Here is a 24976-nt window from a genome sequence, read left to right as displayed (position 1 = left end):
TAATGCGGCTTTACTGACTAAATACTCTAACTTGCTTTTGTCCATAGACGTGTTTAGGCGAATGCCTCAGGGCGTGAAGGGGAAACTGAAAAAGTTAACCTTATTCCTGCTTTGGTGAGATGGCTCCTAATTTTAACTAATAACATTATAAGCCACCTAAATGGTGTTGAATAAGCCGTTAAGTTTAAAGGTATACAATGAGATTTATATTAATCTTTTTATTTTTTTTTAATTCTACTCAAGCTCTTGCGCAGTATGACCGTTTGAGTCTAAATTCTGAGTTCCTAGGGAAAGCCGTTACCGTTCAGGTATCGTTACCTGATACTTACCGACATTCTGATAACTTTTCATACCCTGTTCTGGTTGTATTAGATGGCGCCACTCAATTCAATCACGCGGCAGCTAGCGCGCATTTTTATAGCACTTATGCTGCAATACCGGAAATGATTGTTGTAGGTGTAAGTCTAAAAAATAGATTAGCATTTTTTACTCATACTGAGCCTGAAGCATTTGTCGGTCGAGCAGGTAAAGCTGACTTACTCACGCGTTTCCTACAAGAAGAGTTATTAAACAAACTTAATAAGCAATATAGAGTTGCGCCTTATTATGTTATCGCAGGCCACTCACTTTCAGGTCTATATACCAGTTACCTAGCTGTTAAAGGTAATACGAAATTTAATGCTGCGATATCGATTAGCCCAAGTCTTTGGTGGGATAAAGCTATAATAGTTACTGACTTTGAAAAGAAGCACTTAACCAGTGGAGAAAAAACTTTTCGATGGTTTCTAAGTATGGCAAGTGAACCGAATGAAATGCCCGAAGCTTTTGATCGCATGTTATTGGCATTGGAAAAAAAATCAAAATCAGGGCTTTATTATAATTATGCAAGGTTCCCCAATGAAACACACGATACCACTCCCATAGTAGGAATGGCAAAAGGGTTACAAGCTATTTTTTATCATTGGAATGCGGTACCTGAGATTGATATCATGCCCCTGTCGAACCTGATAAAGTTTTATGAGGATAAAGCTAAAGAGTTCGGTTATGCATTTCCTTTATCGGCACATCAGTATAATGTTTATGGGCTCAAAGCTACGTATGAGGGTAAGCCAGCGTGGGGCGTTGAAATTTTGGAAAAAGGTACTGAGACTTTTCCTAATTCTGAGATACTGTGGGATAGTTTAGCAACAGCTTACAATTTGAATAAGAATTTTCTTGATGCGTTAATTGCATCTGAGCGTGCGCTGGAACTGGCTATCGCCAATAATTCAATTTATATCGCTGAGATCAAGGCGCAAAATATGGACTTGAAGCTAAGCAAAAAATAGATGGTCATTAAGTAGCCTGTAAAGTAATACAGCTCACAATTAAATCTTATCGCCAGCAAAGCAAATAGCGCTGGTTGTGACTTTAACCCGCTGAGAGAATTCTCACGCTAAATTTAGGCGTTGCTTAGTTATCAACAATTGGCACAAAGCTGTCCTTAGTCTCTAACGTGTTTTTGTCCAAAATTGGCTTGAACTACCATCTGCTGTTTACTCAAGAATGGTTGGTATTGGTTACTTATAAGTAACCGCCTCGCGCGAAATAAATTTACGCCTACGCTGAGCTATTTTTGACTTGGCGCTTAAAACTTACGGCTTACAGCGAGGCTTACTTTGCTGGGTTTCGCTCCGCTCTTATCTTCACACAAAATCAACTGAGAGAGGGTGGCTTAAGCTCAACATCAAAAAAGCGCAATCAGTCAAACTGGTTGCGCTTTTTGCTTATTCGCTGTGTGAGCGATTAGTGTAAGATACGTGCTCTGATTGTACCTTCAACTGCACTTAGTTCTTTAAGTGCGACTTCTGAATGGTCTGTGTCTACATCAATTACTACGTAACCAATCGCTTCGTCAGTTTGTAAGTACTGTGCTGCGATATTGATACCGTGCTGTGCAAACGCTTGGTTAATTTGCGTTAACACGCCGGGTCTATTTTGGTGTACGTGCAATAAGCGACTGCGGTTAGCGAGTTCAGGCAGTGATACTTCAGGGAAGTTCACGGCTGTAATTGTTGACCCATTATCTGAGTACTTAGCAAGTTTACCCGCAACTTCAATACCAATGTTCTCTTGTGCTTCTTGCGTTGAGCCACCAATGTGTGGGGTCAAAATAACGTTATCAAAACCACGCAGAGGTGAAACAAATTCTTCGTCATTCGATTTTGGTTCAACAGGGAATACGTCGATGGCAGCACCGCTTAGCTTTTTCTCGCGCAGTGCTTCTGCAAGCGCATCAATATCAACCACTGTACCGCGTGATGCATTGATTAAAATCGCGCCTTGCTTCATGACTTCAAGCTCAGCCATACCAATTAGGTTTTTAGTTTGCGGCGTTTCTGGTACGTGTAAGCTAATTACATCGGCACGTTGCAATAACTGGGTAAGGTTATGTACTTGTGTCGCATTACCAAGCGATAGTTTGTCTTCGATATCAAAGAACTCTACGTTCATACCGATGTTTTCAGCCATGATACCGAGTTGTGTACCAATGTGGCCGTAACCAACAATACCTAACGTTTTACCACGGGCTTCAAATGAACCGTTGGCTGATTTTAACCAACCACCGCGATGAGCGAGGGCGTTACGCTGTGGAATACCACGAAGAAGTAATAAGATTTCACCAAGCACTAACTCTGCAACAGAGCGCGTGTTTGAGAATGGTGCGTTGAATACAGCAATACCACGCTCACGTGCAGCTTGCAGATCAACTTGGTTTGTACCGATACAGAAGCAGCCTACTGCAACAAGCTTTTCAGCTGCTTCTAATACCGCTTGATTAATATGAGTACGAGAACGAAGGCCAACAAAGTGCACATCTTTAATGCGCTCAATGAGCTCGTCTTCAGGTAAGGACGTTTTCACGTAGTCAATGTTACTGTAACCATTACGCTTTAGCGTTTCTACAGCACTTTGGTGCACGCCTTCCAGCAAGAGAATTTTAATTTTGTCTTTTGCTAACGATACCTTACTCATATCCTCATTCCTATTTACTTGATTTGCGGCCCATTTTTGGTGCCGATAATAACTTTGTCTGCACCGCGATGGGCAAACAAGCCGTTTGTGACTACCCCAACAATCTGATTGATTGTTAGCTCTAATTCTTTGGCATTGCTGATATCAAGGTTATGCACATCTAAAATGATGTTGCCGTTGTCTGTCACTACACCTTGGCGGTACACTGGATCACCCCCAAGTTTTACGAGTTCACGAGCAACGTAGCTGCGAGCCATTGGGATTACTTCAACTGGCAGTGGGAATGCCCCTAATGTCTCAACTTCTTTTGATTCATCAACAATACATACAAATTGTTTTGCTACCGCAGAGACTATTTTCTCGCGTGTTAGCGCTGCGCCACCGCCTTTAATCATTTCGTTGTGTGGGTTGATTTCATCAGCGCCATCAACATAAACATCAAGGCTTTGCACATCATTAAGCTCAAATACTTCAATACCAAGTGCTTTTAACTTTTCAGTTGAAGCTTCTGAACTTGAAACAGCACCCACAAGGGTGTCTTTTACCGTGTCTAGTGCATCAATAAAATGATTTACTGTTGAACCTGTGCCAACACCAACAATGGTGTTTTCTTTTACAAATTCGAGTGCTGCCCAGGCAGCGGCTTTTTTTAATTCATCTTGCGTCATAATTATGTGCTCAGTTGGCTGTCAGAGAGATACTTATTCAAGTGTTCATAGTATACAGAGAGAAGTGCTACCATTGGTAGATTTTCTCTGGGGTGATGATGTGTTTTAGCGGAACATCCCAAGATTCTATTGGTAAAGAAGGCACATGCTGACATTGATGCGCCAGACCGATTAATATCGGCTTTTGCCAGTTCTCTTGGTAGTATCGTGCTAATGTTTTGTCATAAAACCCACCGCCCATACCTAAACGGTTACCTTGATCATCAAATGCCACGAGTGGCATTAATAAAATATCAAGCTTGTCTAAAGGACATATTTGACTGCAATTCAACTTGGGCTCCAAGATACCATAGCGATTTGCAGTCATGGGTGAATTTTCTTCATACCTTTGAAAGTACAAAGTAGTGCCATTAAACGGGTGGATTATAGGCAAGAAAAGGGGCGCTTTTTTGTGCCATAATTCTTTAATTAACAATGAGGTATCTAGTTCTCCATCATTGCTAAAATAAATGCCTATACGGGGGTTTTGGGATGTATTTAATGATTTTAGGTGTTGAGTAAAATTCATTTTCAGCGCAATTGCTGCATTTTTTTGTTGCTCTTTGCTAAGAGAATTACGCTTTTTGCGAATAGATTGTCTTATTTCTGCTCGTATGTTGCTCATGTCAATAGGTATATTAACTTTCTAAAAATGAGAATAGGTCAGGAAACAGTTCCACAATACCCAGCGCAATTAACAACACAACCACCATGGCAATCAATGAATAGAGCAGGGTGTTTGAACGCTTTTTAACAGGTTCGCAGTATGCTTCTTCATCAAGCAAATCTTCTTCTTGCCAGTTATCGGTGCTGCTTAGTTCACTGCTGTTTTCAAGTTCAGGGAGCCGTTGCTCAAGGTCGTCTAGCTTTTCTTCTAAGCGAATGAGACTACTGGTTATGTAGTCAAGCGCATCAAAAATACGCTCATCACGTTGCTTTGCGTCAAGGCCAATACTCGCTGGCTGCTGACTAACTGGTTGTAATTTAGCTTTTATGCCAACACTGGCCAGTAGTTTAGCTTGCTTAAGTGCTTTTTCTTGATCGCTCGGAGCAAACAAAGGTTTGTGCTCAAAAAGCCCTGCAACTTTGTCTGTGCTGGTTTTTAATTTTGCGGCAAGTTGCTCAGTCGCTTGTGTTTGATCTATGCCTGATTCAAGCCCGGCAAACATCACACGAAATTTTTCTGCCATGCTGTGATTTCCAAATCTCTAGAGTGTATGGCTGAAAGTATAAACCTAAATAGATCAATGGATAAACAAAAGCCCGTAAAAACGGGCTTTTTTCTTTTTGGAATTTACTTTGCGTGATTAGTATTTTGCGGCTTTGCCTTCTGCTGGCAGCGATTTCAAAATAAATTCACGTAAGTCATTGTTTGATGATTCAAGGTCGGCATGACGTAAATACATCATGTGACCACTGCGGTAGCCTTTAAAGCTTAAGCGATCTTTCATTTTACCACTTGGATCTAACTGCCACATTGTGTATTTAGCGTCAAAGTAGTTTGTTGCACCATCATAGTAACCAGATTGGATCATGACATTCAGGTACGGGTTTTGTGCCATTGCTAAACGCAGGTTTTCGCCAGTGTTATTACCTGAGCGGTCCCAAGGGTGAACATTACCAAATAAGTTGTATTTGATATCGGTTTTGTAATTTAACTCTTCACGTAGGTAGTAGTTAATTGCGGGTGTGAATGAGTGTAACCATGACGTGAGCTCTGCCCAGTAGTCTGGTGATTCACCCGCATCGCGTTTATCGATACCTAAGTAGCGTGAATCTAAACGACCCACCGTTTGACCGCGGTCACGTAGCAGCTCTTTCCAGAAAAAATCAGTTGGAATATCAAGGTTGTTTTGCTCAACAAATTTCTCTGATAAGCCAGCGTATTTAGCTGCTTGCTTGATAATAGTGCGTTTTTCATCAGCCGCTAAAAAGCCCCCTTTAGCAATCGCTGGAAGGAACTTATTTACCGTGAAGTCTTCAACTTCTGGTAGTAGCTCATCTAAGTCTTTAGCTTGTAAATCAGCACTTAAAGCTTTGTGATACCACGCAGTTGCTGCAAAGTAAGGTAAGCGGTTAGCGGCTTCTACAGGGCCTTCGCGCTTAATACCAATTTCAGTTGGTGAGACTAAAATAACGCCGTTGATATACATCCATTGACGGTTTTGTAATTCGTGAGCTAGGCCTGAAACACGGGTTGTACCATAGCTTTCACCAATTAAGAATTTGGGTGAGCGCCAGCGTTCATTGCGCGATACAAAGGTGTTTAACCACTCCGCTAAGTATTTTATGTCGGCATTAACACCAAAGAACATTTTTTGTTGATCAGATTTACTTGGTAGTTCGCCTTTTTCGTTCTCTAATACGCGAGAGTAGCCTGTATTCACGGGATTGATGTAAACAATATCTGCAACATCTAAAATTGAATATGGGTTATCTTTAACGCCATAAGGTTGCACAGGGTAACCTTCGTCATCAATTTTTAATACGCGTGGTCCAGTATAAGCAAGGTGCATCCACACTGACGCAGAGCCCGGTCCACCGTTAAACGAAAACACCAGCGGGCGCTTTGTACGATCGTCTACTTTATCGCGCTGATAATAGGTGTATTGTAACGTGGCGACGGCATTTCCTTGTTCATCCCAAACAGGCTGGGTCCCAGTGGTTGCAGTGTAAGAGAAGCGCTCACCGTTTATACGTGCTTTGTGTTCAGTCACGACATTGCTGTCTACGTCGATACGACGTTCGTTCTCAGCAAAACTAGGCGTACTAAAGGTCAATGTTAGGGCGGTCACAGACAAACCAATAAAACTAACGAGTTTCATGTTGATTCCTTATTATTCGAATTGCGGTCATTAAAAAGAAAAGCGCGCGCGATGACAAACTATTGAGACTAGTCACCAATATTAGTCGTTAAACAGAGAAATAATGAGAATGGCTGAGAAAATACCAAAAAGCGCGTTTTTTTATTAAAGATAGTTTGGTTAAATATTTAGCTAAATTGAAAAATAACGTATATTTAGCAAGTTTTATGATTTGTAATACATGCTTATAAAAGAGAAGTTGCGATGCAAAGAGTGTTAGTGGTTGAAGACAGTAAAGTAGTACAGCAGGTGTTACGTCACTTGGCTGCCCACTATTTAGATGTGGATGTCGACTTTGCGTGGTCTCTAAAAGAAGGCATTTCCTTAATTGCTAAGCATGAATATACCTTGGCGCTGGTCGATTTAACCTTGCCCGACGCGATGAATGGTGAGGTGGCTAAATACACACTATCAAAAAATATCCCAACAGTGGTTTTAACCTCAAAGATTGACGAATACATTCGCCAACAAATGTTAGAGCTGGGTGTGGTTGATTACGTTGTGAAAGATAATAGAGACTCTTATCACTACGCTATTAAACTCGTTGCGCAGTTACTGCGTAATCATGGTTGTAAGGCGTTGGTTGCTGATGACTCTGTACTTAGCCGCACGTTAATGAAACAAATGCTCGAAAAACAGTTGTTTGAAGTGAGTGATGCCCACGACGGTGAACAAGCATTGCAAATGCTCAAAGACGATCCTGAAATTAAATTGTTGCTCACAGATTATGCCATGCCAACAATGGACGGTTTTGAGCTTGTTAAAGCGGTACGTAACTTTAGAGGCCGTGATGATTTAGCCATTATTGGGTTATCGGGGGCGGGCAAACACGGCTTATCTGCACGCTTTATCAAATATGGTGCAAATGACTTCTTAACAAAACCTTTTATGAACGAAGAGTTCCATTGCCGTGTTATGCAAACTATGGAGCAGCTCGCTTTAATTGCCGACATAAAAGAAAGCGCATACCGAGATCACTTAACGGGTTTGTATAATCGTCGTTATTTTTATCAATATGCAGAAAAAGTACTGAAACATGTTGAGCAAGACAATGTGCTTGCCTTATTAGACATCGACTTTTTCAAAAATATTAATGATCAGTTTGGTCATGAGGCGGGCGACCAAGCATTAAAACAGGTCACTTCATTCTTAAAAACAAAATTTGATGACTTTACGATTGCACGTATTGGCGGCGAAGAATTTGCGGTTGTGCTGGACAATATGGGGCTTGAAAAAGCAGAGCTGAGGTTGAATACCTTTAGAGAGCAACTGGCCGAGCACGCGTTTTCTATCAATGGCGAGCCTTATTCATTAACCATGAGTATAGGGATTACGCCATTTTCTAAAGTATCACTGACTGGTGCTATGCGCTTAGCAGATAAAGCGTTATATCAGGCAAAACAGCAACGACGTAATTGCGTGGTTAGCTTACAGTCCAATTAAGTGCACCAGTGCTGGTAAATTGTTAAAAAAATGCACCATGAGGGTGCATTTTTTTTGTTTGAACGTCGTGGTTATCTCTTAACTTATTGAAATTAATTAATAAAAAATAGTGGCACAAAGGTTGGATTACATAAACCAACAGGATAACAATAAGCGTCCGAAGGGGGCCACTATGAAAATGATTAGTGCAATAATAAAGCCATTCAAACTTGATGATGTACGTGAAGCGTTGGCTGATTTAGGCATTGAGGGGATGACAGTTGTCGACGTTAAAGGCTTTGGCCGTCAACGTGGTCATACTGAACTATATCGTGGAGCTGAATACCAAGTCGATTTTATTCCAAAGATCAAACTTGAAATTGCAACGCGTAGCGAAAATTGTCAACGCGTCGTTGATACCATCACAAAAATTGCTTCAACAGGCAAAATCGGTGACGGCAAAATTTTCGTTTACGACCTAGACCAAATTGTTCGTATCCGAACGGGCGAACTAGACGAAGAAGCAATTTAAGGGGGATTTATGGAAAACACGATAGTAGAGTTGAAGTTCTCGCTCGACACATTTTACTTTTTAATGTCGGGTGTATTAGTCATGTGGATGGCAGCTGGTTTTGCCATGCTAGAAGCAGGTTTAGTTCGTGCTAAAAATACAACAGAAATACTAACTAAAAACGTTGCACTGTTCTCTATTGCTTGCACTATGTTCTTACTGGTGGGTTACAACATTATGTATGTTGATAACGCAGAAGGGGGTTTTGTTCCTTCGTTTGGTGCTTTAATTGGCACGCAAGCGTCAGATGCTAATCACTCTTTAGAGTCTGATTTTTTCTTCCAAGTGGTATTTGTTGCAACGGCGATGTCTATTGTATCGGGTGCCGTAGCTGAGCGTATGAAGCTATGGGCATTCTTAATCTTCGCGGTTATTTTAACTGGTTTTATCTACCCAATCGAAGGTTATTGGACATGGGGTGCCGGGTTCTTATCAGAAATGGGCTTTGTTGATTTCGCAGGTTCGGCCATTGTACATGGTGCAGGCGCTGCAGCTGCATTAGCAGGGGTTCTTTTCTTAGGCGCTCGTAAAGGTAAATACGGTAAAAACGGTGAAATTTACCCAATTCCAGGCTCAAACCTACCACTGGCAACACTGGGTACATTAATTCTGTGGATGGGTTGGTTTGGTTTTAACGGTGGTTCACAACTGCTGATCTCTGATGCTGAAAACGCCACCGCTGTAGGTAAAATTTTCCTTAATACAAATGCTGCCGCTGCCTGTGGTGCAATTGCCGCATTGGTTGTCTGTAAAGTGTTATGGGGTAAAGCCGATTTAACAATGGTGCTAAATGGTGCATTAGCAGGTCTTGTAACGATTACAGCTGAGCCAGCGTCACCTTCTCCATTGCTAGCATGTTTACTTGGTTTATTAGGTGGCTCACTTGTGGTGTTTAGCATTGTTGCACTTGATAAAGCGAAAATTGATGACCCAGTTGGCGCTATCTCGGTTCATGGTGTGTGTGGTGCATTAGGTATCATGTTAGTGCCTTTATCAAACTCAGATGCAACCTTTGTTAATCAGTTAATTGGTTTAGTGTGTATCTTAGGTTTTGTGTTCATTACGTCATCAATCGTATGGGCAATTCTGAAAAATACCATGGGTATCCGTGTTACCGAAGAAGAAGAACTAAGCGGTATGGATCAACATGACTGTGGTATTGATGCTTACCCTGAGTTTGTATCAGTTCGCAGTAACTAATTTTAATGCGTGTGCCCAGTGCACACGCTAAATAATATCATTGTGTGTTCAAATCAAAGCTCTACTATTGGTAGAGCTTTTTTGCGTTAAAAATAAGTGTTTTCTTATAGGCGAGAGGTGGTTTTATTGACTATGCTGATAACACTTAACTAAAAAGGGAAAAACATGGATAACAAACTGTTACTAATCATTTTATCGTTATTTTTACCGCCTGTTGCGGTATTTCTGAAAGCGGGCGTAGGTAAAGATTTAATCATCAATATTATTTTGTGTTTTATCTTTTTCATCCCCGCTGTCATTCACTCACTTTGGTTGTGTACACGCTAACCGAGTTTAAGTGACTGTTAATTTTGCAGGTGTTAGTATTGCGCTGTTATGCAAAATATAACCCTGTAAAATTAACTGACCAATAGCGAACTCAATGGCTGATAAAAAAACTCCTGCAAAAAAGTCGTCATGTAAAAAAACGACGGCAACGAAACGTTCAACTGCAAAGCGTTCAAACGCATCTCAACCGACAACTAAAGTACGCGTGCTTCGAAAAATGTGGTCAATTTTTTGGAAGCTTTCGTTGGCTGTGGTCATTACCATGGTGCTTTATCTTATTTATTTAGATGCCAAAATTACCCGTCAGTTTGAAGGCAACAAATGGCAACTTCCCGCCCAAGTCTATGCGCGCGCAATGAGCTTTTACCCAGGACAGTTCTTGTCTCAACAAGAGGTTGTTTGGGAGTTAAATCGTTTAAATTATTCGTCAGTAAATAAACTAAGTCGTACAGGTCAGTATGTAAAATCTGCTAACACCATTAAAGTATATCGCCGTGAATTTGAGTTTTACGATGGCCTTGAAGAGGCTCATGTTATTGAGCTGCGTTTTTCTGGGCAAAAGTTAGCAACCATTAAAGATAAATTCGGTCGTCGTTTAAACACCGCACGCCTAGAGCCGGTGCAAATTGCGCGCATTGGTAACGACTCAAAACAAGACCGTGAATTTGTCCCGCTAGATAAGTTTCCAGCGATGTTAAAAGACACGCTGCTGGTGGTCGAAGATCGTAATTTTTATCAACATCACGGTGTGTCTGTTTGGTCAATAATGCGCGCTTTATACAGTAATATTAAAGCGGGTAGAACCGTGCAGGGTGGCAGTACGCTGACTCAGCAATTAGCAAAAAATATATATTTAACGCGTGAGCGTTCATTAGTGCGTAAATTTAATGAAGCATTAATAGCACTGATTTTAGATTACCGTTACAGCAAAGATGAAATTCTCGAAGCGTATTTAAACGAAGTCTACTTAGGTCAGTCTTATAACCAAGGTGTTCACGGTATGGGGCTTGCCGCTGATTTTTATTTTTCAAAGCCTGTCGATGAACTTGAGTACGACCAAATAGCGTTACTTGTTGCCATGGTAAAAGGCCCATCGTATTACAACCCTCGTCGTTACAGTGAACGCGCCATGGAAAGACGAGATTTAGTATTGCGCTTAATGGTGGAGAACAAACTCATTGATACGCGTGAATATCGCGCCGCTTTAAAGCGTCCAATCGACATTGCACCTATGAAAGACAGCCTGCAAAAGTCGTATCCAGGTTATTTAGAACTGGTTAATCGTGAACTAAAACGATTACTGCCCGATCAACAGGTATTAGATGCGGGTGTGCGAGTTTTTACCTATTTTGACCTTCAAAAACAAACGGCGATGGAAGAGTCGATAGAAGCAAGTCTACCCTACTTAGAAAAACGCCCTAAAACAGAAGAACTTGAAGCTGCCATGATCTCTGTAAATGTTGAGAAGGGGGGAGTATCGGCACTCGTAGCAGGCCGAGATGTGCGTTACTTTGGCTTTAACCGTGTACTTGATACAAAACGTAATATTGGCTCGTTAGTGAAACCCGCCGTTTATTTAACGGCCTTTGAAAGCGGAAAATTTAATGTAGCAACCTTAGTGGATGATTCACCACTACAAGTAACAAATGAACAAGGGAAAGTGTGGCAGCCTGAAAACTTCGATAAGCAATTCCGAGGCCCAATGCCACTCTATAAAGCGTTTAGTAACAGTGTAAATATCCCAGCGGTCAATACGGGGTTAGATGTAGGTGTTGATAAAGTGGCTGATACACTGAAGCGCTTAGGCGTTGATGAACGTATCGAACAATACCCGTCACTGTTATTAGGGGCGTTAGAGCTTTCAAGTTTTGAAGTGGCTCAGCTTTACACAACGCTTGCGGCAGATGGGCAATATCGTGAGCTTACGTCTATCTCAGCGTTAACAGACTCGGTTGGTAAAGTACTTTATAAACATGATGTTGAATCGCAGAAGCGTTTTGATGATGCCTCTGTATACATGACAAAATATGCCATGAAGCGGGTAACAAAAGATGGCACTGCTAAACGTTTGAATGCCCACTTTCCATCTATTCAACTGGCTGGTAAAACGGGTACAAGTAACGATTTACGTGATAGCTGGTTTGCAGGCTTCGATCAAAATACAGTGACGGTGGCATGGATTGGTCGCGATGATAACAAGAACACGGGGTTAACGGGCAGTGTTGGCGCACTTGAAGCCTATATTCGTTATCTTAAACCGCTCAATCCTGAAGCGATAGCTGACACGCGTCCAGCATCAGTTCGCTGGGCATTCATTAATGAAGAAACCGGACTACAAGCACCGCCAGGCTGCGGCAAAGTAGTGCAGTTACCAATTCGCGCTAGTGAATTTGAACCACGGCCGAACTGCCAGCGTTAAAAGTTTTTCATTGGTGGCAAAATGGATGCAGAGCAACTGCCAAGAGTAACTAATTACTGGAACTTGGCTTAAAATAGCTCTTTTAATTAAGCAAATTGGTATACAGCATTTTAAAGAGTACTTGCAGAGTTTTAAGAGTTTCGTATGAATGCTGTTTTACCTAAATTAGTTTTTAAAGACGAGTAATTTGAAATAGAGAAAAGTTTAATAGAGTTAAATAGTTAAACTTAGATACGCTTATCACCAGCCTCTTTGTAAAAGTACTAGCTTAAAACTATATAGAGTAGTTAATTCATACTCATAATAGACAGGGAAAATCATATTTTTATTGAATACAGAGTCACTTAAAACATTAAAAATGAAATAAAAGCCTCATTGAGAGGCTTTTAGGTTATCTACTTATCTTGTTCAATTAACTGAGGTTAAAAGTCGTAAGAAGCAGATATTTGGACTCGACGAGGAGATTGATAACTTTGCGGTAGACCGAATGTTGCACTGTCATCACCAGCCGCTATTTCAGCGACTTCGTCGTAACGAGTTGCTGTAGCTGCATCAAATACATTGAAAATATCTAATGCGAAGCGCACTTTTTGGTCATTGAAATGCAAGTTGTACGTAAAGTTAAGATCTAATCGAGCTGTCCAGGGAGTTGTTCCCATGCTACCGCGAGGGTAGCGTTTATCACCTACATAATAGGTATCGCCATAATCATATAAGTCTGGGTTTGGTGTATAGCCCGCACCTAATGCTGTCCAAGGGCGACCGGAAGTAACATTTAAGTTTGCGCCTACTAAGAAGTCTTCAGTAACTGCGAATGCACCGTAAACTTTAATATTGTGACGACGGTCTGCAGGTAAGTTACCGTTAGCACCATCCATAAGGTAAGGGTAATCCCAATCTTGTGTTAAACCAGCATCATCTTGACCATTATCAGATTTAACAAAACCTTCAGTGTTACCGTAGTTATGTGACCAAGTGTATAGTGCTTTTAAAGACCAAACACTGTCCCAGCTTTTCTCAATAGATAGGTCAACGGCAGCGTATCGACGTTTAGCTTCAGGATAACCTAGCTCTTCGGCGGTGAAACTGTATTCTTCAGTTACTCCATCACCATCTAGGTCAAAGTTAAATGTTGCACCATTTCCTGGGTTAAATAAGAACCAATTTTCACCAAGTTTTTCACCATCTTCATCAGTGAAGATATATGAGCCATCATCAATTTGATTGCCAAGTGTGCGGTATGTCCCTTTGATGCTCCAAGACCAGTCATCATTTATAGCCGCTTGATAACCTACAATAATTTCATCATTGTACATTGGCTCAAGATCTTTATCTGCTAAGGTATTTGATGGTTTTGCAGTACCGTCACCCCCGTTTGAAATCGCAGGTTCACCTAACTGGTTACTTAGACCAACTGGAGTACCGTCAGCATTTAAACCTTCATATTCATACCAAGTTTGAATATAGGTTTCTGCGCCAGCTAAACGAATGTTCGTGTTTGCTGCAACAGGTAAATAATAACGTCCAGCAGTAATAAATAACTTACTGTCACCATCACCGTTGATATCCCAAGATGCACCTAATCTTGGTGCAATTTGGTTATCAATAGAAACAAACTCGTCACCATCAGCATTATAGTTTGTGAAGCTGTCATTACGAAGCCCTAAGGTAAGCGTTAAGTTTTCAGTAACGGCCCATTGATCTTCAAGATAAATAGCCCAGTTTTCAACTTCAAATTCACCGCCATTACTATAATTACGTACGCGGGTTGTCTTCATATCCTCAGTAAGAACATAACCATTTGGGAGACGAGCACCTTCTTCGTATGTTCTGTAGTAGTAGTAAATACCGCCTGAGTTGATTGTCGTTGCATTCGATGAATTGGTTTCTGAGTCATAACCAAATCTTAGCGTATGCTCATCATTTAAGTACCAATCAAAGTCGACGCGCAATTGCTCGCGCTTATCTTCGTTAGCACCAACAGTGAAGTTTACATAACAAGTAGTATCAACACCTAAGTCTGCATCATAGCCAGTAGGGCAGTCGTCAAAATCTGAATAATCAGTTTCTGAAAATTTAACTTCACCGTACATTGCAGACATGCTTAAGTCATCAGTCAAGTTACCTGTATAGCGTACTGCAAAACTTTCACCACCGCGCTTGTGATAAGCTGTACCGCCGTCTAAAGTGTAGTTACCAGTGCCATTAGGATCTTCGATTGTGCTTTCTGAGTATGTGCGTTCATCACTAAATCCCCAGAGCATTAATTGATGATCCTCATTAATGTTCCAGTCAATACGCGCTAGATAATAAGGGTCATCATCTTTCTCTTTTGTTAGAGAGGTTTGAGAAGCGTTACCGTACTCTGTTTCATTATCACGGAATGTATAAATACCATAGAAGAAAAGTGTATCTTCAATCAAGGCACCTGATGCATAAATATTTGTTTCAAATGAGTTTGCATAGTCATCTTGGTTGTTAACAAATAAGTCACCGATACAGTGGCCATCAGCATCCTCACAACGCTCATTTTGTAAGTAAACCGAATTTGGTGCTTGTTCTCTTAATGAATCAGGCGAATAAATTGATTCAACACCAAAGTGAAAGTCATTAGTACCTGATTTTGTAACTGCAGAGATTAAGCCACCCGTTGTTCGACCAAATTCAGAAGAATAGCCGCCAGTTTTTATCTGAAAACTATCGTACGCTGAGAATGGGATGGTTGCACCGCCTAAGCCATTACGAAAGTTAGTCATGTTCAAGCCATTTACGTAATAAGCATTTTCGGCGACAGATGAGCCACCAAATGATGCTTGATCACCAAAGCGACTATCACCTTCAGTTGCACCTGGCGCTAGTAAAGCAACCGATGTTAATGAGCGAGCAACTGGTAATAATTCAAGTTCTTCTGAGCTAATGTTTAATGATGATTCAGTAACAGAAACATCAACGGCACGAACTGCACCACCTACAACGGCGATACGCTCAATATTACCTTCGACTAATGGAATTTCGAGAAGGGCTGTTTTACCTACACCGATGATTACATCATTTATCTGTGCTTTTTCAAACCCAGCTTGTGACACCACTACATCATATTTACCAACAGGTACTTGGTTAAGGTTAAACTGGCCATTTGCATCTGCAGTAAGTGTTTTTTCATAACCTTTGCTTTTATCACTAATAGTAATTGTTGCGCCAGCTAAAGAAACACCTGATTGAGTTGTAATATTACCTTTTATTGCCCCATTAACATTATCAGCCATAGCAGGCATAGCTGCACTTAAGGTCATCGCAACGGCTGCAGCCGTGAACGAACGCTTAAATGTTTTTGAAAAGTTGTTTTTCATTGAGATTTCCCTGTGAAAATTTAATTGTAAATTGTTGTTATTTGTTAATAACTTTCACGCCTTGTATTTGTTTATTTGTGTTTTTCACTTTAAATAAAAGGGTGAAACAAATTGGTAACATGGCGGGAACATACAGATCAATCTTTTATATTATAAATACGATAAATCAACAAAAAAACGCCTTGGAACGATCTAATTTTTATTTATGATGTTTATTTATACATAAAATAAACATGTGTAACTATATGTAATTGCTTTAATTTTTTCTTAATTATACTTTAAGTTATTTTAAAGTAAGGTTTTAGGTTCAAGTTTGCGAGTAGATTCTTTTATAAAGGTAACAATCGGGAAGAAGAAGGTTTTTATGTATAAAATATGTTTTATTTGTAATTTATAATGTGTTTTTATCTGATTTTTTTGTATTACTTATCTGATTATTAAGCGGATCATGATGTGACAAAAGAGATGAAGTTACTATTAGGATTAAGACCACCTTAAATAAGGTGGTCTGTTCAGATATTATAATTTAGCGAAAGCTCGCTCTGCTGCTGCAATGGTGTCTGCAATTTCTTTTTCAGAATGCTCTGCACATACAAAGCCTGCCTCAAATGCAGAAGGTGCTAGGTATACGCCTTCATCAAGCATTAAGTGGAAGAACTTTTTAAAGCGCTCTAAATCACACTCTGTTGCTTGTTGGTAGCTGGTTACTTTCTCTTTATCAGTAAAGAAGAAACCATACATGCCGCCAGCATAATTGGTTGTTAGGGGAATGCCTGCTTTTTTCGCTGCTGCTTCAAAGCCGTCACATAACGCTTTGCTCTTAGCTTCAAGTTCATCATGTAAACCATCAACACTTAATAGCTCAAGCGATTTTAAGCCGGCAGCCATGGCTATTGGGTTACCTGATAAAGTACCTGCTTGGTAAACTGGACCAACGGGCGCGATATAATCCATGATTTCTTTTTTACCGCCAAAAGCACCCACTGGCATACCGCCACCAATAACTTTACCAAGGCAAGTAAGGTCTGGTTTGATGTTGTAATATGCTTGTGCGCCCCCTAAAGCAACACGGAAACCTGTCATCACTTCATCAAAAATAAGCACTGACTTGTACTCATCACACACCTCACGTAGACCTTCTAAAAAGCCTGGTACTGGTGGGATACAGTTCATGTTGCCAGCAACTGGTTCAACGATGATACAGGCAATCTCGTCGGCGTATTTGGCAAAAATGGCTTTTACTTCGTCTAAGTTATTAAACGACACCGTTAATGTGTGTTTAGCAAAATCTTCTGGAATGCCCGGTGAGTTAGGCACGCCCATAGTCAGTGCACCTGAACCTGCTTTAACAAGCAGTGAATCAGCGTGACCGTGGTAACAGCCTTCAAACTTTAATATTTTGTCACGGCCAGTGAAGCCACGAGCAAGGCGAATCGCACTCATTGTTGCTTCAGTGCCTGAGCTCACCATACGTACTTTTTCGATTGATGGAACAAGCTCTTTTACTTTTTCGGCCATTAAAATTTCGGCTTCAGTGGGGGCACCATAGCTTAAGCCATTTTCAACTGCGTCGAGTACTGCCTGTTTAATCGCTGGGTGATTATGCCCCATGATCATTGGGCCCCAAGAACCGACATAGTCAATGTAGCGGTTACCATCGGCGTCGAACGTAAACGGACCTTCGGCTTTGGTGATAAAAAGAGGGGTGCCGCCTACGCCATTAAATGCACGAACGGGTGAGTTAACACCGCCTGGGATTGATTCTTGCGCGCGATTAAAAAGATCTTGGCTAATTGTCATGAATAGTCCTATTTGGTTGTCACGTTAAATGAGAGGTTTGCAAGGGCTCAAGCGAGCCCTAAACGTAGATTATTAGCTGTTACGTTTACGGCTAAACCACGGTACGTTGACTTCATATTGCTCAACTTTGTCAGCAACATCTAAGGTCAGAGCAAACAAGGCCATGCGAATTAATACGCCGTTTTGAACTTGGCGGAAAATTGCAAGGTTATCGTTGCTGTTTAAATCGTTATCAAGCTCGTTTGCTTCTAAACGGCTGTCACGTGGAAGTGGGTGCATCAGTACTGAATTTGGCTTACAGTGTGTGTTGTAAATTGCTTGGCTGATACGGAAACCACCACGGTATTTGTTTGCTTCTTCTTGCGAAGGAAAGCGTTCTTCTTGGATGCGGGTTTGATAAACAATATCTGCCGCAAGGTTGCCTTCCATTTTGTCAACCAGTTGAATTTTATGACCCGCATTATCAACAGCATCTAAAACATAGTCTGGCATTTGTAAGCCGTCAGGCGCGACCATTGAAAATTTAATGTCTTTATAGTGGCACAGTAATTTAGATAACGAGTGAACAGTACGGCCATATTTTAAATCACCAACAAGGGCAATGTGCATACCGTCTATTGGTTGATTAAAACGCCCCAGTTCACGTTCGATAGTTAATAAATCGAGTAGTGCTTGAGTGGGGTGTTCATTAGGACCGTCACCGCCGTTAATGACAGGTACATCACAGCCTGTTGCAAACTCGGCTACCGAGCCTGCATCTGGGTGACGCATTGCAACGGCATCAGCATAAGCTGAAATAACACGTGCTGTGTCGTACAGTGATTCACCTTTGGCTAACGCTGAGCTTTGCATGCCCGTAGTTTCACGCACTAAACCACCGAGTAGATTAAAGGCGGTGCCAAAGCTGACACGTGTTCGCGTGCTTGGCTCGAAGAATAAATTAGCTAATATAGCGCCTTCTAACACATTGGTGCGCTTTTGCTTTTTAGCATAGGGCTCCATTTTCTTAGCAACTGCAAAAATACGTTCAATACAATCGCGATCAAGTTGATTGACCGACAGGATATTTTCACCTTGGAAACTTAACATGGGGCTTGTTCCTAATCACATTTATAAAGGCGCTGACACTCTGTATGGGAGGTCGCATAAATTTGCGCCGTACTATAGCAAATTTTTAGCGTACACAGCAGCAAATTATAAGCTAGGTTTAATAATTGCTAATGCGACAATCGCCAATAGAATCAGCACCGGAATTTCATTAAAAATGCGATAAAAACGATCGCTACGTGTGTTGCGATCATGCTTAAAATCAGCCAATAACTTAAAACAGTAGGCATGGTAGATATATAAGATAATAACGAGCACTAACTTATAGTGCAGCCACATGCTGTATTTGAACCATTCACGGCCATATTCAACAATTGTCAGTACCCCAAAAACCAGTGTTAATACCGCAAAAGGGGTAACGAATAACAGTAAGCGTCGCTCCATTACTTTTAACATTGAGTTACAGGCTTTTTCTTCGCTCATGGCGTGGTAAACAAATAATCGTGGTAAGTAGAAAATACCAGCGAACCAAGCAATCATAAAAAATACATGAAACGTTTTGTAAATTAATAGCGCACTCATTTATTGATCCATTTTAATTGTTATAACAGGCTATTGCGTATGGTCAGAATATGTCTAATTTGGTCCCAACGCAAAAGCCCCATAATTTGCTGATTATCAAGTAAGTTATATATATACACCGCACCGCTTCGTTTATCTTTAAGCAAGTCAAAGGCATCCGCGAGTGTGGCTTGGCTACTTAAACCTGCGAGACTGACATATTTAATATTACTGTTTTGATCTGACATCAAGCTCAAGTCATATTCTGCTAGGCGATAGCCATTTTCGTCATCGTGAACAATTAATGGTGTTTGACTGTCAATGGCATCGAGAGATGCTTTTATTTGTTCTTTATCATCGCTGTATAGCAGTTTGAAATGCTCATCCATTTCTTCCATCACACCCACTTTTTGCAACGCCTCGGTTGCTGGCGAAATTTGATATTCAAGTCCTTGGAAATCCAGTTGTTGCATAAAGATAGAGCGGTTACCAAAGAATTGCAGCGCGGTAACATACGCTGTTGAGATAACGAGCATGGCAGGCACAATAATCTCAGGACTTGAAGTTAGCTCCATCACGGTTGTAAGTGCGGCAAGCGGCGCATGTAAGGTGGCCGCAAGTAAGCCTGCCATTCCAAGCATGCTGTAAGTACCTGCAATATCAACCCCTGGGCTAATAAACTGCGCAAAAAATGCCATTAACGTGCCCATAAGTACGCCTAATCCAATCACGGGGCCAATAATACCGCCGGGTATCCCCAAGCCAATAGCAAATAAAGTTGCTAATAGCTTGGCAATTAAAATGGTCGTCAAAAACTGCACATCATCGGGTGATTCAATGGCAATGGTAATTGCACTCATACCAGAGCCCATCGCATGCGGCACCATGTAGGCAATTAAACCTGCAATTAACCCTGCAAGTAATAAACGTGGAAACATGCTTAATGGTTTAAAAGTGCGAATGATCAACATTAAGTTTTGATTAAACGCATACGCAACTGCTCCCAGCGCCATACCAAATAAGATTAAAAATGGGTAATGCCAGCCACTGAGTGGGTTCATGGTAATAAGCGCCAGTTCAGATGCATCACCAAACACAAATTGGGTGGCGAGTGCGCCTGTCACCGCGGCAAGCATAATTGGTACAAATATGTGTACTTTGTATTCCCTAAGTACGACTTCCATTACAAAGATTACTGCAGCAAGTGGGGTATTGAATGAGGCTGCGATACCTGCTGCAACACCGCAGCCAGTCAGGGTTCTCATGGCATTGTGGGGTAAATGCAATTTATCGGCAAGCAAACTTGCACCCGTTGCTCCCATGTGGACAGAAGGACCTTCACGACCCACCGAAAAACCACTAATTAACGCCAACGCTCCACCAACAAATTGGTTAACGGTGTTGTACAGTGGCATTTGGCCATAATGCTTTTTGATTCGGTGAATTACAAAGGGGATCCCTAAACGGTAGTGTTTAAAACCCGTTAATGCGGCAAATAAAGCAATTAATAAGGCGGCGCCGACAGGGAGTAATACACGTTCAAGTGTGGGAAGAGTCGTAAAGTCGTCAGGTTTTTCTAAAAATAAGCTTTGGAAAAACATGATCGTGAGGCGAAATAATATGATCAACACTGCCGCAATTAGTCCCGCACTTACACCAAGTAAGCACAATTGCACAGATGTTTTAGGCTTTGCTAATCGACGCCTTAGCCTTTCAAGCCACATGCATTCTTCCTCACAGCACTTTTGAGCCTGAAGTTTAGCAAATCAAACTCGCTAAGTCGTTGGGATTTTATAAATTTATCTAGTTTTTGGGTAAATTTGGCTGTTCTATGTTGTCTTTGTCTAGTTGCCTTTTTAATTCGGGTAGCCGTGCTTTAATTGCTTTTGAGAGTTCAGGTATCAGCGCTGCGTGTTTTTTATTTATCACGGTATTGACTGCTAACTGACGTAATACGATTACGTGAAATTCTTTTTTTAAAGAGGCAAGTTCATTTTCAAGTGCGGGATACAGAATATAATTTATTCGTTTTTTTCTTAATAAATCAAGGCTGTGATTGAGCGCTTCGTTGTGCGTAATACGCGCTTGAATATCAAACTCACTTAAAAGCTCAGTATTGCCAGTGGTGCTGATAATATTCTTGCTAGGATCGTACAATATTTCTCGACTGCAAGGTAACGCTTGTCGGCATAATAATACAATGTTTATCACGCTGAGACTTGGCTCTACTACAACGACATTTTCAAACTCTTTAATAATACTTTTAGCTCTGACAACGTCTGCATCAATGATCCCCGCGTTTAGCAACAAAAGCCCTCTTCGTGCTGGGGTTGCTTGTATTTGGGTTTTAATGCCAATGTCATCATATATTTGACTAATGAACTCATTAAACGGTGAGATACTCGGTATGTCTATATAGGTTAATAGCAGCTTTTTTGGTTTTGTGTAGACCATCGTTTCGAGGTTATTGATGTTAAATAACGATTGTAAACGCGTGGCTTTTTCGCGGTTTTCAGGCGCATTACGAATGCCTATCACTAAAGGGGAATCGACAAACTGGCTAACAATATGGGGTTTAGACACATTTTGCTGCGTGGCAAAGTAGTTGAATACTTCAGGGGCTGCAATGGCAAAGTTTATTTGGTTTGTCTGAAGTAAGTGAAAAAGCTCTTCATCATTTGCGGCGCGAATAATACTGCTTTCGTAAGCTTGGATGACTTTTTCAACTTCATCAGGGTAAATATAAGCACCAACGATACCCACTTTACTTTTACTAAATAGTTGCTCAATGCTTTCAAAGTGTTGCACGCTACTTTGGCTGGTCATCACAGCAAGTTGTGAAGTTAAAATGGGGGATGAAGCAATAAACCCTGCTTGTATCTCAGAAAGCCACGCGGGATAGTAACCTAGATACCCCGGTTGCTCTGCTTTTTTTAGTGCATCTTGCCACGGTAAATATTCCACGCTTAGCGCTATCCCTTCTGCGGCAAGTGAGTCTCTTAATAAGGCGATTGCATCTCCGCCATTGGCCATTTTACTGCTCGCATAAGGTGGCCATTCTAACGAGATTATTTTCCATGTTTGTTGCTCATTAGCGCTCGTGAAAGCAGCATGAAATATGCAAAGCAGAAATAGAGTGACGGATAAATAGGGTGCGCGCATGGAAAATATTTTTTATTAATCGTTTAATAAGTATACGCAAAAAAACATGTTGCAGACATTTTATCTTTTTAATTATTCATTTGTACTGGGGTATGCTTTCATGGCTACTGCGTTTTTGTTTATACATGCGCTCATCGGCTTTATGAAGTAGTTCATCAAGTGATTTAGCATCATCAGGATAGATGGCATAGCCAACGCTCGTGGCAATATTTAAATAGCCAACTTCAGAGGCGATAGGAGCCGAAATAGCATTGATAAACCGCGTAAGTGCCCGTTTCACTTGGCTAAGGTTTTCGATATCGGTTATGACAACAACAAACTCATCGCCACCAATACGCGCGACACAATCTGTTTTACGAGCCGTATCTTGTAATCGTTTGGCTACTTCAACAAGAACAAAGTCACCCATTAAATGGCCGTGGGTATCATTAATAGGTTTAAACTTATCTAAGTCAAAGTATAAACATCCCACCTTTGCCCCGGTGCGTTCACTGCGATCAAATTCGTGTTTTATGAACTTACTGAGAGCATTTCGATTAGCAAGGCCTGTTAAATGATCTGTTTGTGCTAACTGCCTTATTTTCTTCTCTGCCATGACCCGTTTAGTAATGTCAAAGTTAACCCCAATCATACGGTTGCCATAAATACGTCCATCGGCATTTAGGTAACGAGTTTGCCCAGAGGGTAATACTATTTGAAATTCAGCATGAAACTCTTCGTTGTTTAATAGAGCAAGCTTGAGTTTATTGGTAACTCGCTCATATTCATCAGGGTGCAGAGTATTAGCCCATGTTGCGTAATCGCCTTTAAACTGTGACTTGGGTATTTCGAACAGGGTATGCATCCAGTCATCCCAAATTAATTCGTTGGTTTCAAAGTTCCACTCCCAAATACCAATGTGCGCTGCATCGGCAGCCATCGACATGCGTTGATGCAAGTTTTCAAGTTCTGTTTTGGCTTGTTTTAGCTCTGTAACGTCTTCTGATACATCGAGTAAATATCGTGCTTTTCCATTACTGTCTTTAATAGCCAGTTTACGAGTACGTAAGTAATGTGTTTTACCGTCAACCGTTACTGGCTTTTCATCTAATGTGATTATTCCGTCTTTATTAAGCACGTCTCGGTCTGTTTGGGCAAAGTTTGCAGCTTCGTCATTACTAAAAATATCAAAATCATTCAGACCTATTAATTGCTCTTTACGTCTGCCAAGCAGTTCTTCGCCAGCTTTATTTACATGGCTAAAACTTAAATGCTCAGCTTCTTTTACAAACAGCATGATGGGCAAGTTATCAAAAATGGTTTGTGTGAATGCTTCCTGATTTTGGATGTCACTTAAATCTTTAATCGTGGCGACATAAGGGCCTTTTTCTTGTTTGCCTATCGAGCTGATTGTGAGTGTGATGGGAAACAACTGTTTATTTGCTCTTTGTCCTTTTAACAGTCGACTTTTACTTTTTTTTGCGTTTGGTATGTTAAGTTGAGAGCCGTTAAATATATCGCTGAGTTCAGCTGATTTTTCAGGGATAAGAAGGTGAATATGTTTACCAATTAAATCATCGGACCGGTAGCCAAATACAGGTAACACGGCTGGATTCGCAAATTCTATAATTCCCGTGCTATTAAAGCTTATAACGACATCTTGAACAGTGTTAAGCACGGCTTTGAGTTTGGCGGATAATAAACTTCGGGCTCTTAATTCAACAATCCCCAGCACAAGAAGGCTCAGCGCCAATAAAACAGTCATCACAAGTTGTGCAAGGGTGGAGTTGTCGTGTGTGTTTATATATACGGTGTGCTCTGTTTCAAATACAGACATCGAAATCATACCAATATAATGCATGCCCGATATAGCACTGCCCATTATAATTGCGCCAAGCAGATTAATGCGGGTGTGATGAATGCCTCGAGATTGTCTCAAATCGTTAATTTTTAACGCAATACCCGAAAGAACAATGGCAACCAAAATAGACAAAGAGAATAACCAAGGCTCATAAGCCATATGAGCTGGCATCATCATGGCCATCATGCCAACAAAATGCATACAGCCGATCCCAGCCCCCATTAAAATACTTCTGAATATGAGTCTTCGACCGTGGCTAAGTGCCGGTGACAATACAATGTAGCTTGCAAATACACTGGGTAGTACCGAGAGTAAAGTAATGGTGGTGTTGTATTCAATGGCAATGGGGAGGGTATAAGCCAGCATACCAACAAAGTGCATGCCCCAAATGCCAATCCCTAAAAAGCAGGAAGCCAGTATTGTCCATATTAAGCTTTCGTTTTTTAAGTGTGAGCTTTTAATGCGACTAGATAGTAAAAAAGACACATACGATGCGAACACCGCAGTAAGTATCGAGGCAAAAACCAATAAACCATCATAGCTTGCGGGGATAACCGGTGCGCTATCTATATTGGCATTAATAAAATGGAGCCTTAAATGATCTATCACTATGATGATCCCTCATCGTTAAATTTTGCTTAATTCAAAAGTAGTACAAATAAACATTAGCTCAATGCTAATGGGTTGGCCA

At 41.0% G+C, this 24976-nt stretch carries 18 protein-coding genes; 6 read left to right on the top strand and 12 right to left on the bottom strand.

All coding sequences use genetic code 11. The features are described from left to right. The first annotated feature begins 197 nt into the window (after positions 1-197). Entirely contained in the window at positions 198-1328 is a 1131-nt protein-coding gene (locus tag D0907_RS12545; protein WP_118844581.1) for an alpha/beta hydrolase, read from the top strand. 457 nt (positions 1329-1785) lie between these two features. On the opposite strand, the gene serA is transcribed toward D0907_RS12545, so the two are convergent. The 5 genes from serA to D0907_RS12520 all read right to left on the bottom strand — a co-directional run bounded on the left by serA (position 1786) and on the right by D0907_RS12520 (position 6547). Then, the gene (gene serA, locus D0907_RS12540) at positions 1786-3015 is read right to left on the bottom strand and encodes a phosphoglycerate dehydrogenase (RefSeq protein ID WP_065978662.1); all 1230 of its coding nucleotides are present in this window, start codon (positions 3013-3015) and stop codon (positions 1786-1788) included. 14 nt (positions 3016-3029) lie between these two features. Beyond that, positions 3030-3683 (bottom strand): ribose-5-phosphate isomerase RpiA, encoded by a 654-nt coding sequence (gene rpiA / locus D0907_RS12535; protein ID WP_065978661.1) that lies wholly within the window; start codon positions 3681-3683, stop codon positions 3030-3032. A 67-nt stretch (positions 3684-3750) separates the two neighbouring features. After that, entirely contained in the window at positions 3751-4347 is a 597-nt protein-coding gene (locus D0907_RS12530; protein ID WP_065978660.1) for a 5-formyltetrahydrofolate cyclo-ligase, read from the bottom strand. Positions 4348-4360: 13 nt separating this feature from the next. Continuing rightward, positions 4361-4912: a hypothetical protein gene (locus tag D0907_RS12525; protein WP_036966421.1), complete on the bottom strand. Its 552-nt coding sequence runs from the start codon at positions 4910-4912 to the stop codon at positions 4361-4363. Positions 4913-5029: 117 nt separating this feature from the next. Further along, positions 5030-6547, bottom strand: coding sequence for a S10 family peptidase (locus tag D0907_RS12520; RefSeq protein ID WP_118844580.1), 1518 nt, complete (start codon positions 6545-6547; stop codon positions 5030-5032). Positions 6548-6790: 243 nt separating this feature from the next. Here D0907_RS12520 and D0907_RS12515 point away from each other — a divergent pair, with 243 nt between their 5' ends. From D0907_RS12515 to mrcB, 5 genes are all read left to right on the top strand, one after another. After that, entirely contained in the window at positions 6791-8029 is a 1239-nt protein-coding gene (locus tag D0907_RS12515; RefSeq protein WP_118844579.1) for a diguanylate cyclase domain-containing protein, read from the top strand. A 172-nt stretch (positions 8030-8201) separates the two neighbouring features. After that, positions 8202-8540: a P-II family nitrogen regulator gene (locus tag D0907_RS12510; RefSeq protein WP_036966429.1), complete on the top strand. Its 339-nt coding sequence runs from the start codon at positions 8202-8204 to the stop codon at positions 8538-8540. A gap of 9 nt (positions 8541-8549) precedes the next feature. Further along, on the top strand, positions 8550-9779 hold the full coding sequence (locus D0907_RS12505; protein WP_036966432.1) for an ammonium transporter: 1230 nt from the start codon (positions 8550-8552) through the stop codon (positions 9777-9779). Positions 9780-9944: 165 nt separating this feature from the next. Then, on the top strand, positions 9945-10106 hold the full coding sequence (locus D0907_RS12500; RefSeq protein WP_074989046.1) for a YqaE/Pmp3 family membrane protein: 162 nt from the start codon (positions 9945-9947) through the stop codon (positions 10104-10106). Between the two features lie 94 nt (positions 10107-10200). Continuing rightward, positions 10201-12525 carry a penicillin-binding protein 1B gene (gene mrcB / locus D0907_RS12495; protein WP_118844578.1) on the top strand — a complete coding sequence of 775 codons (2325 nt, stop codon included), beginning with the start codon at positions 10201-10203 and terminating at the stop codon, positions 12523-12525. 422 nt (positions 12526-12947) lie between these two features. Here mrcB and D0907_RS12490 read toward each other — a convergent pair whose 3' ends face one another. The 7 genes from D0907_RS12490 to D0907_RS12460 all read right to left on the bottom strand — a co-directional run bounded on the left by D0907_RS12490 (position 12948) and on the right by D0907_RS12460 (position 24894). Next, positions 12948-15875 (bottom strand): TonB-dependent receptor, encoded by a 2928-nt coding sequence (locus D0907_RS12490; RefSeq protein ID WP_118844577.1) that lies wholly within the window; start codon positions 15873-15875, stop codon positions 12948-12950. Between the two features lie 519 nt (positions 15876-16394). Then, entirely contained in the window at positions 16395-17675 is a 1281-nt protein-coding gene (gene hemL / locus D0907_RS12485; RefSeq protein ID WP_036966438.1) for a glutamate-1-semialdehyde 2,1-aminomutase, read from the bottom strand. A gap of 72 nt (positions 17676-17747) precedes the next feature. Beyond that, entirely contained in the window at positions 17748-18764 is a 1017-nt protein-coding gene (locus D0907_RS12480; RefSeq protein WP_036966441.1) for an aspartate carbamoyltransferase, read from the bottom strand. A gap of 105 nt (positions 18765-18869) precedes the next feature. Next, a complete protein-coding gene (locus tag D0907_RS12475) occupies positions 18870-19304 on the bottom strand; it encodes a CopD family protein (RefSeq protein ID WP_036966443.1) in 435 nt (144 codons plus the stop codon). Positions 19305-19324: 20 nt separating this feature from the next. After that, positions 19325-21007 (bottom strand): chloride channel protein, encoded by a 1683-nt coding sequence (locus tag D0907_RS12470; protein WP_036966445.1) that lies wholly within the window; start codon positions 21005-21007, stop codon positions 19325-19327. 79 nt (positions 21008-21086) lie between these two features. Beyond that, entirely contained in the window at positions 21087-22316 is a 1230-nt protein-coding gene (locus D0907_RS12465) for a transporter substrate-binding domain-containing protein (RefSeq protein ID WP_162898052.1), read from the bottom strand. 205 nt (positions 22317-22521) lie between these two features. Then, entirely contained in the window at positions 22522-24894 is a 2373-nt protein-coding gene (locus D0907_RS12460) for a diguanylate cyclase domain-containing protein (RefSeq protein WP_051501723.1), read from the bottom strand. Positions 24895-24976: the final 82 nt, after the last annotated feature.

Source organism: Pseudoalteromonas lipolytica, assembly GCF_003515105.1.
Classification (GTDB): Bacteria; Pseudomonadota; Gammaproteobacteria; order Enterobacterales; family Alteromonadaceae; genus Pseudoalteromonas; species Pseudoalteromonas lipolytica.
The sequence above is the reverse complement of the archived record's forward strand: the minus strand, read 5'-3'. Positions and strand labels throughout refer to the sequence as shown.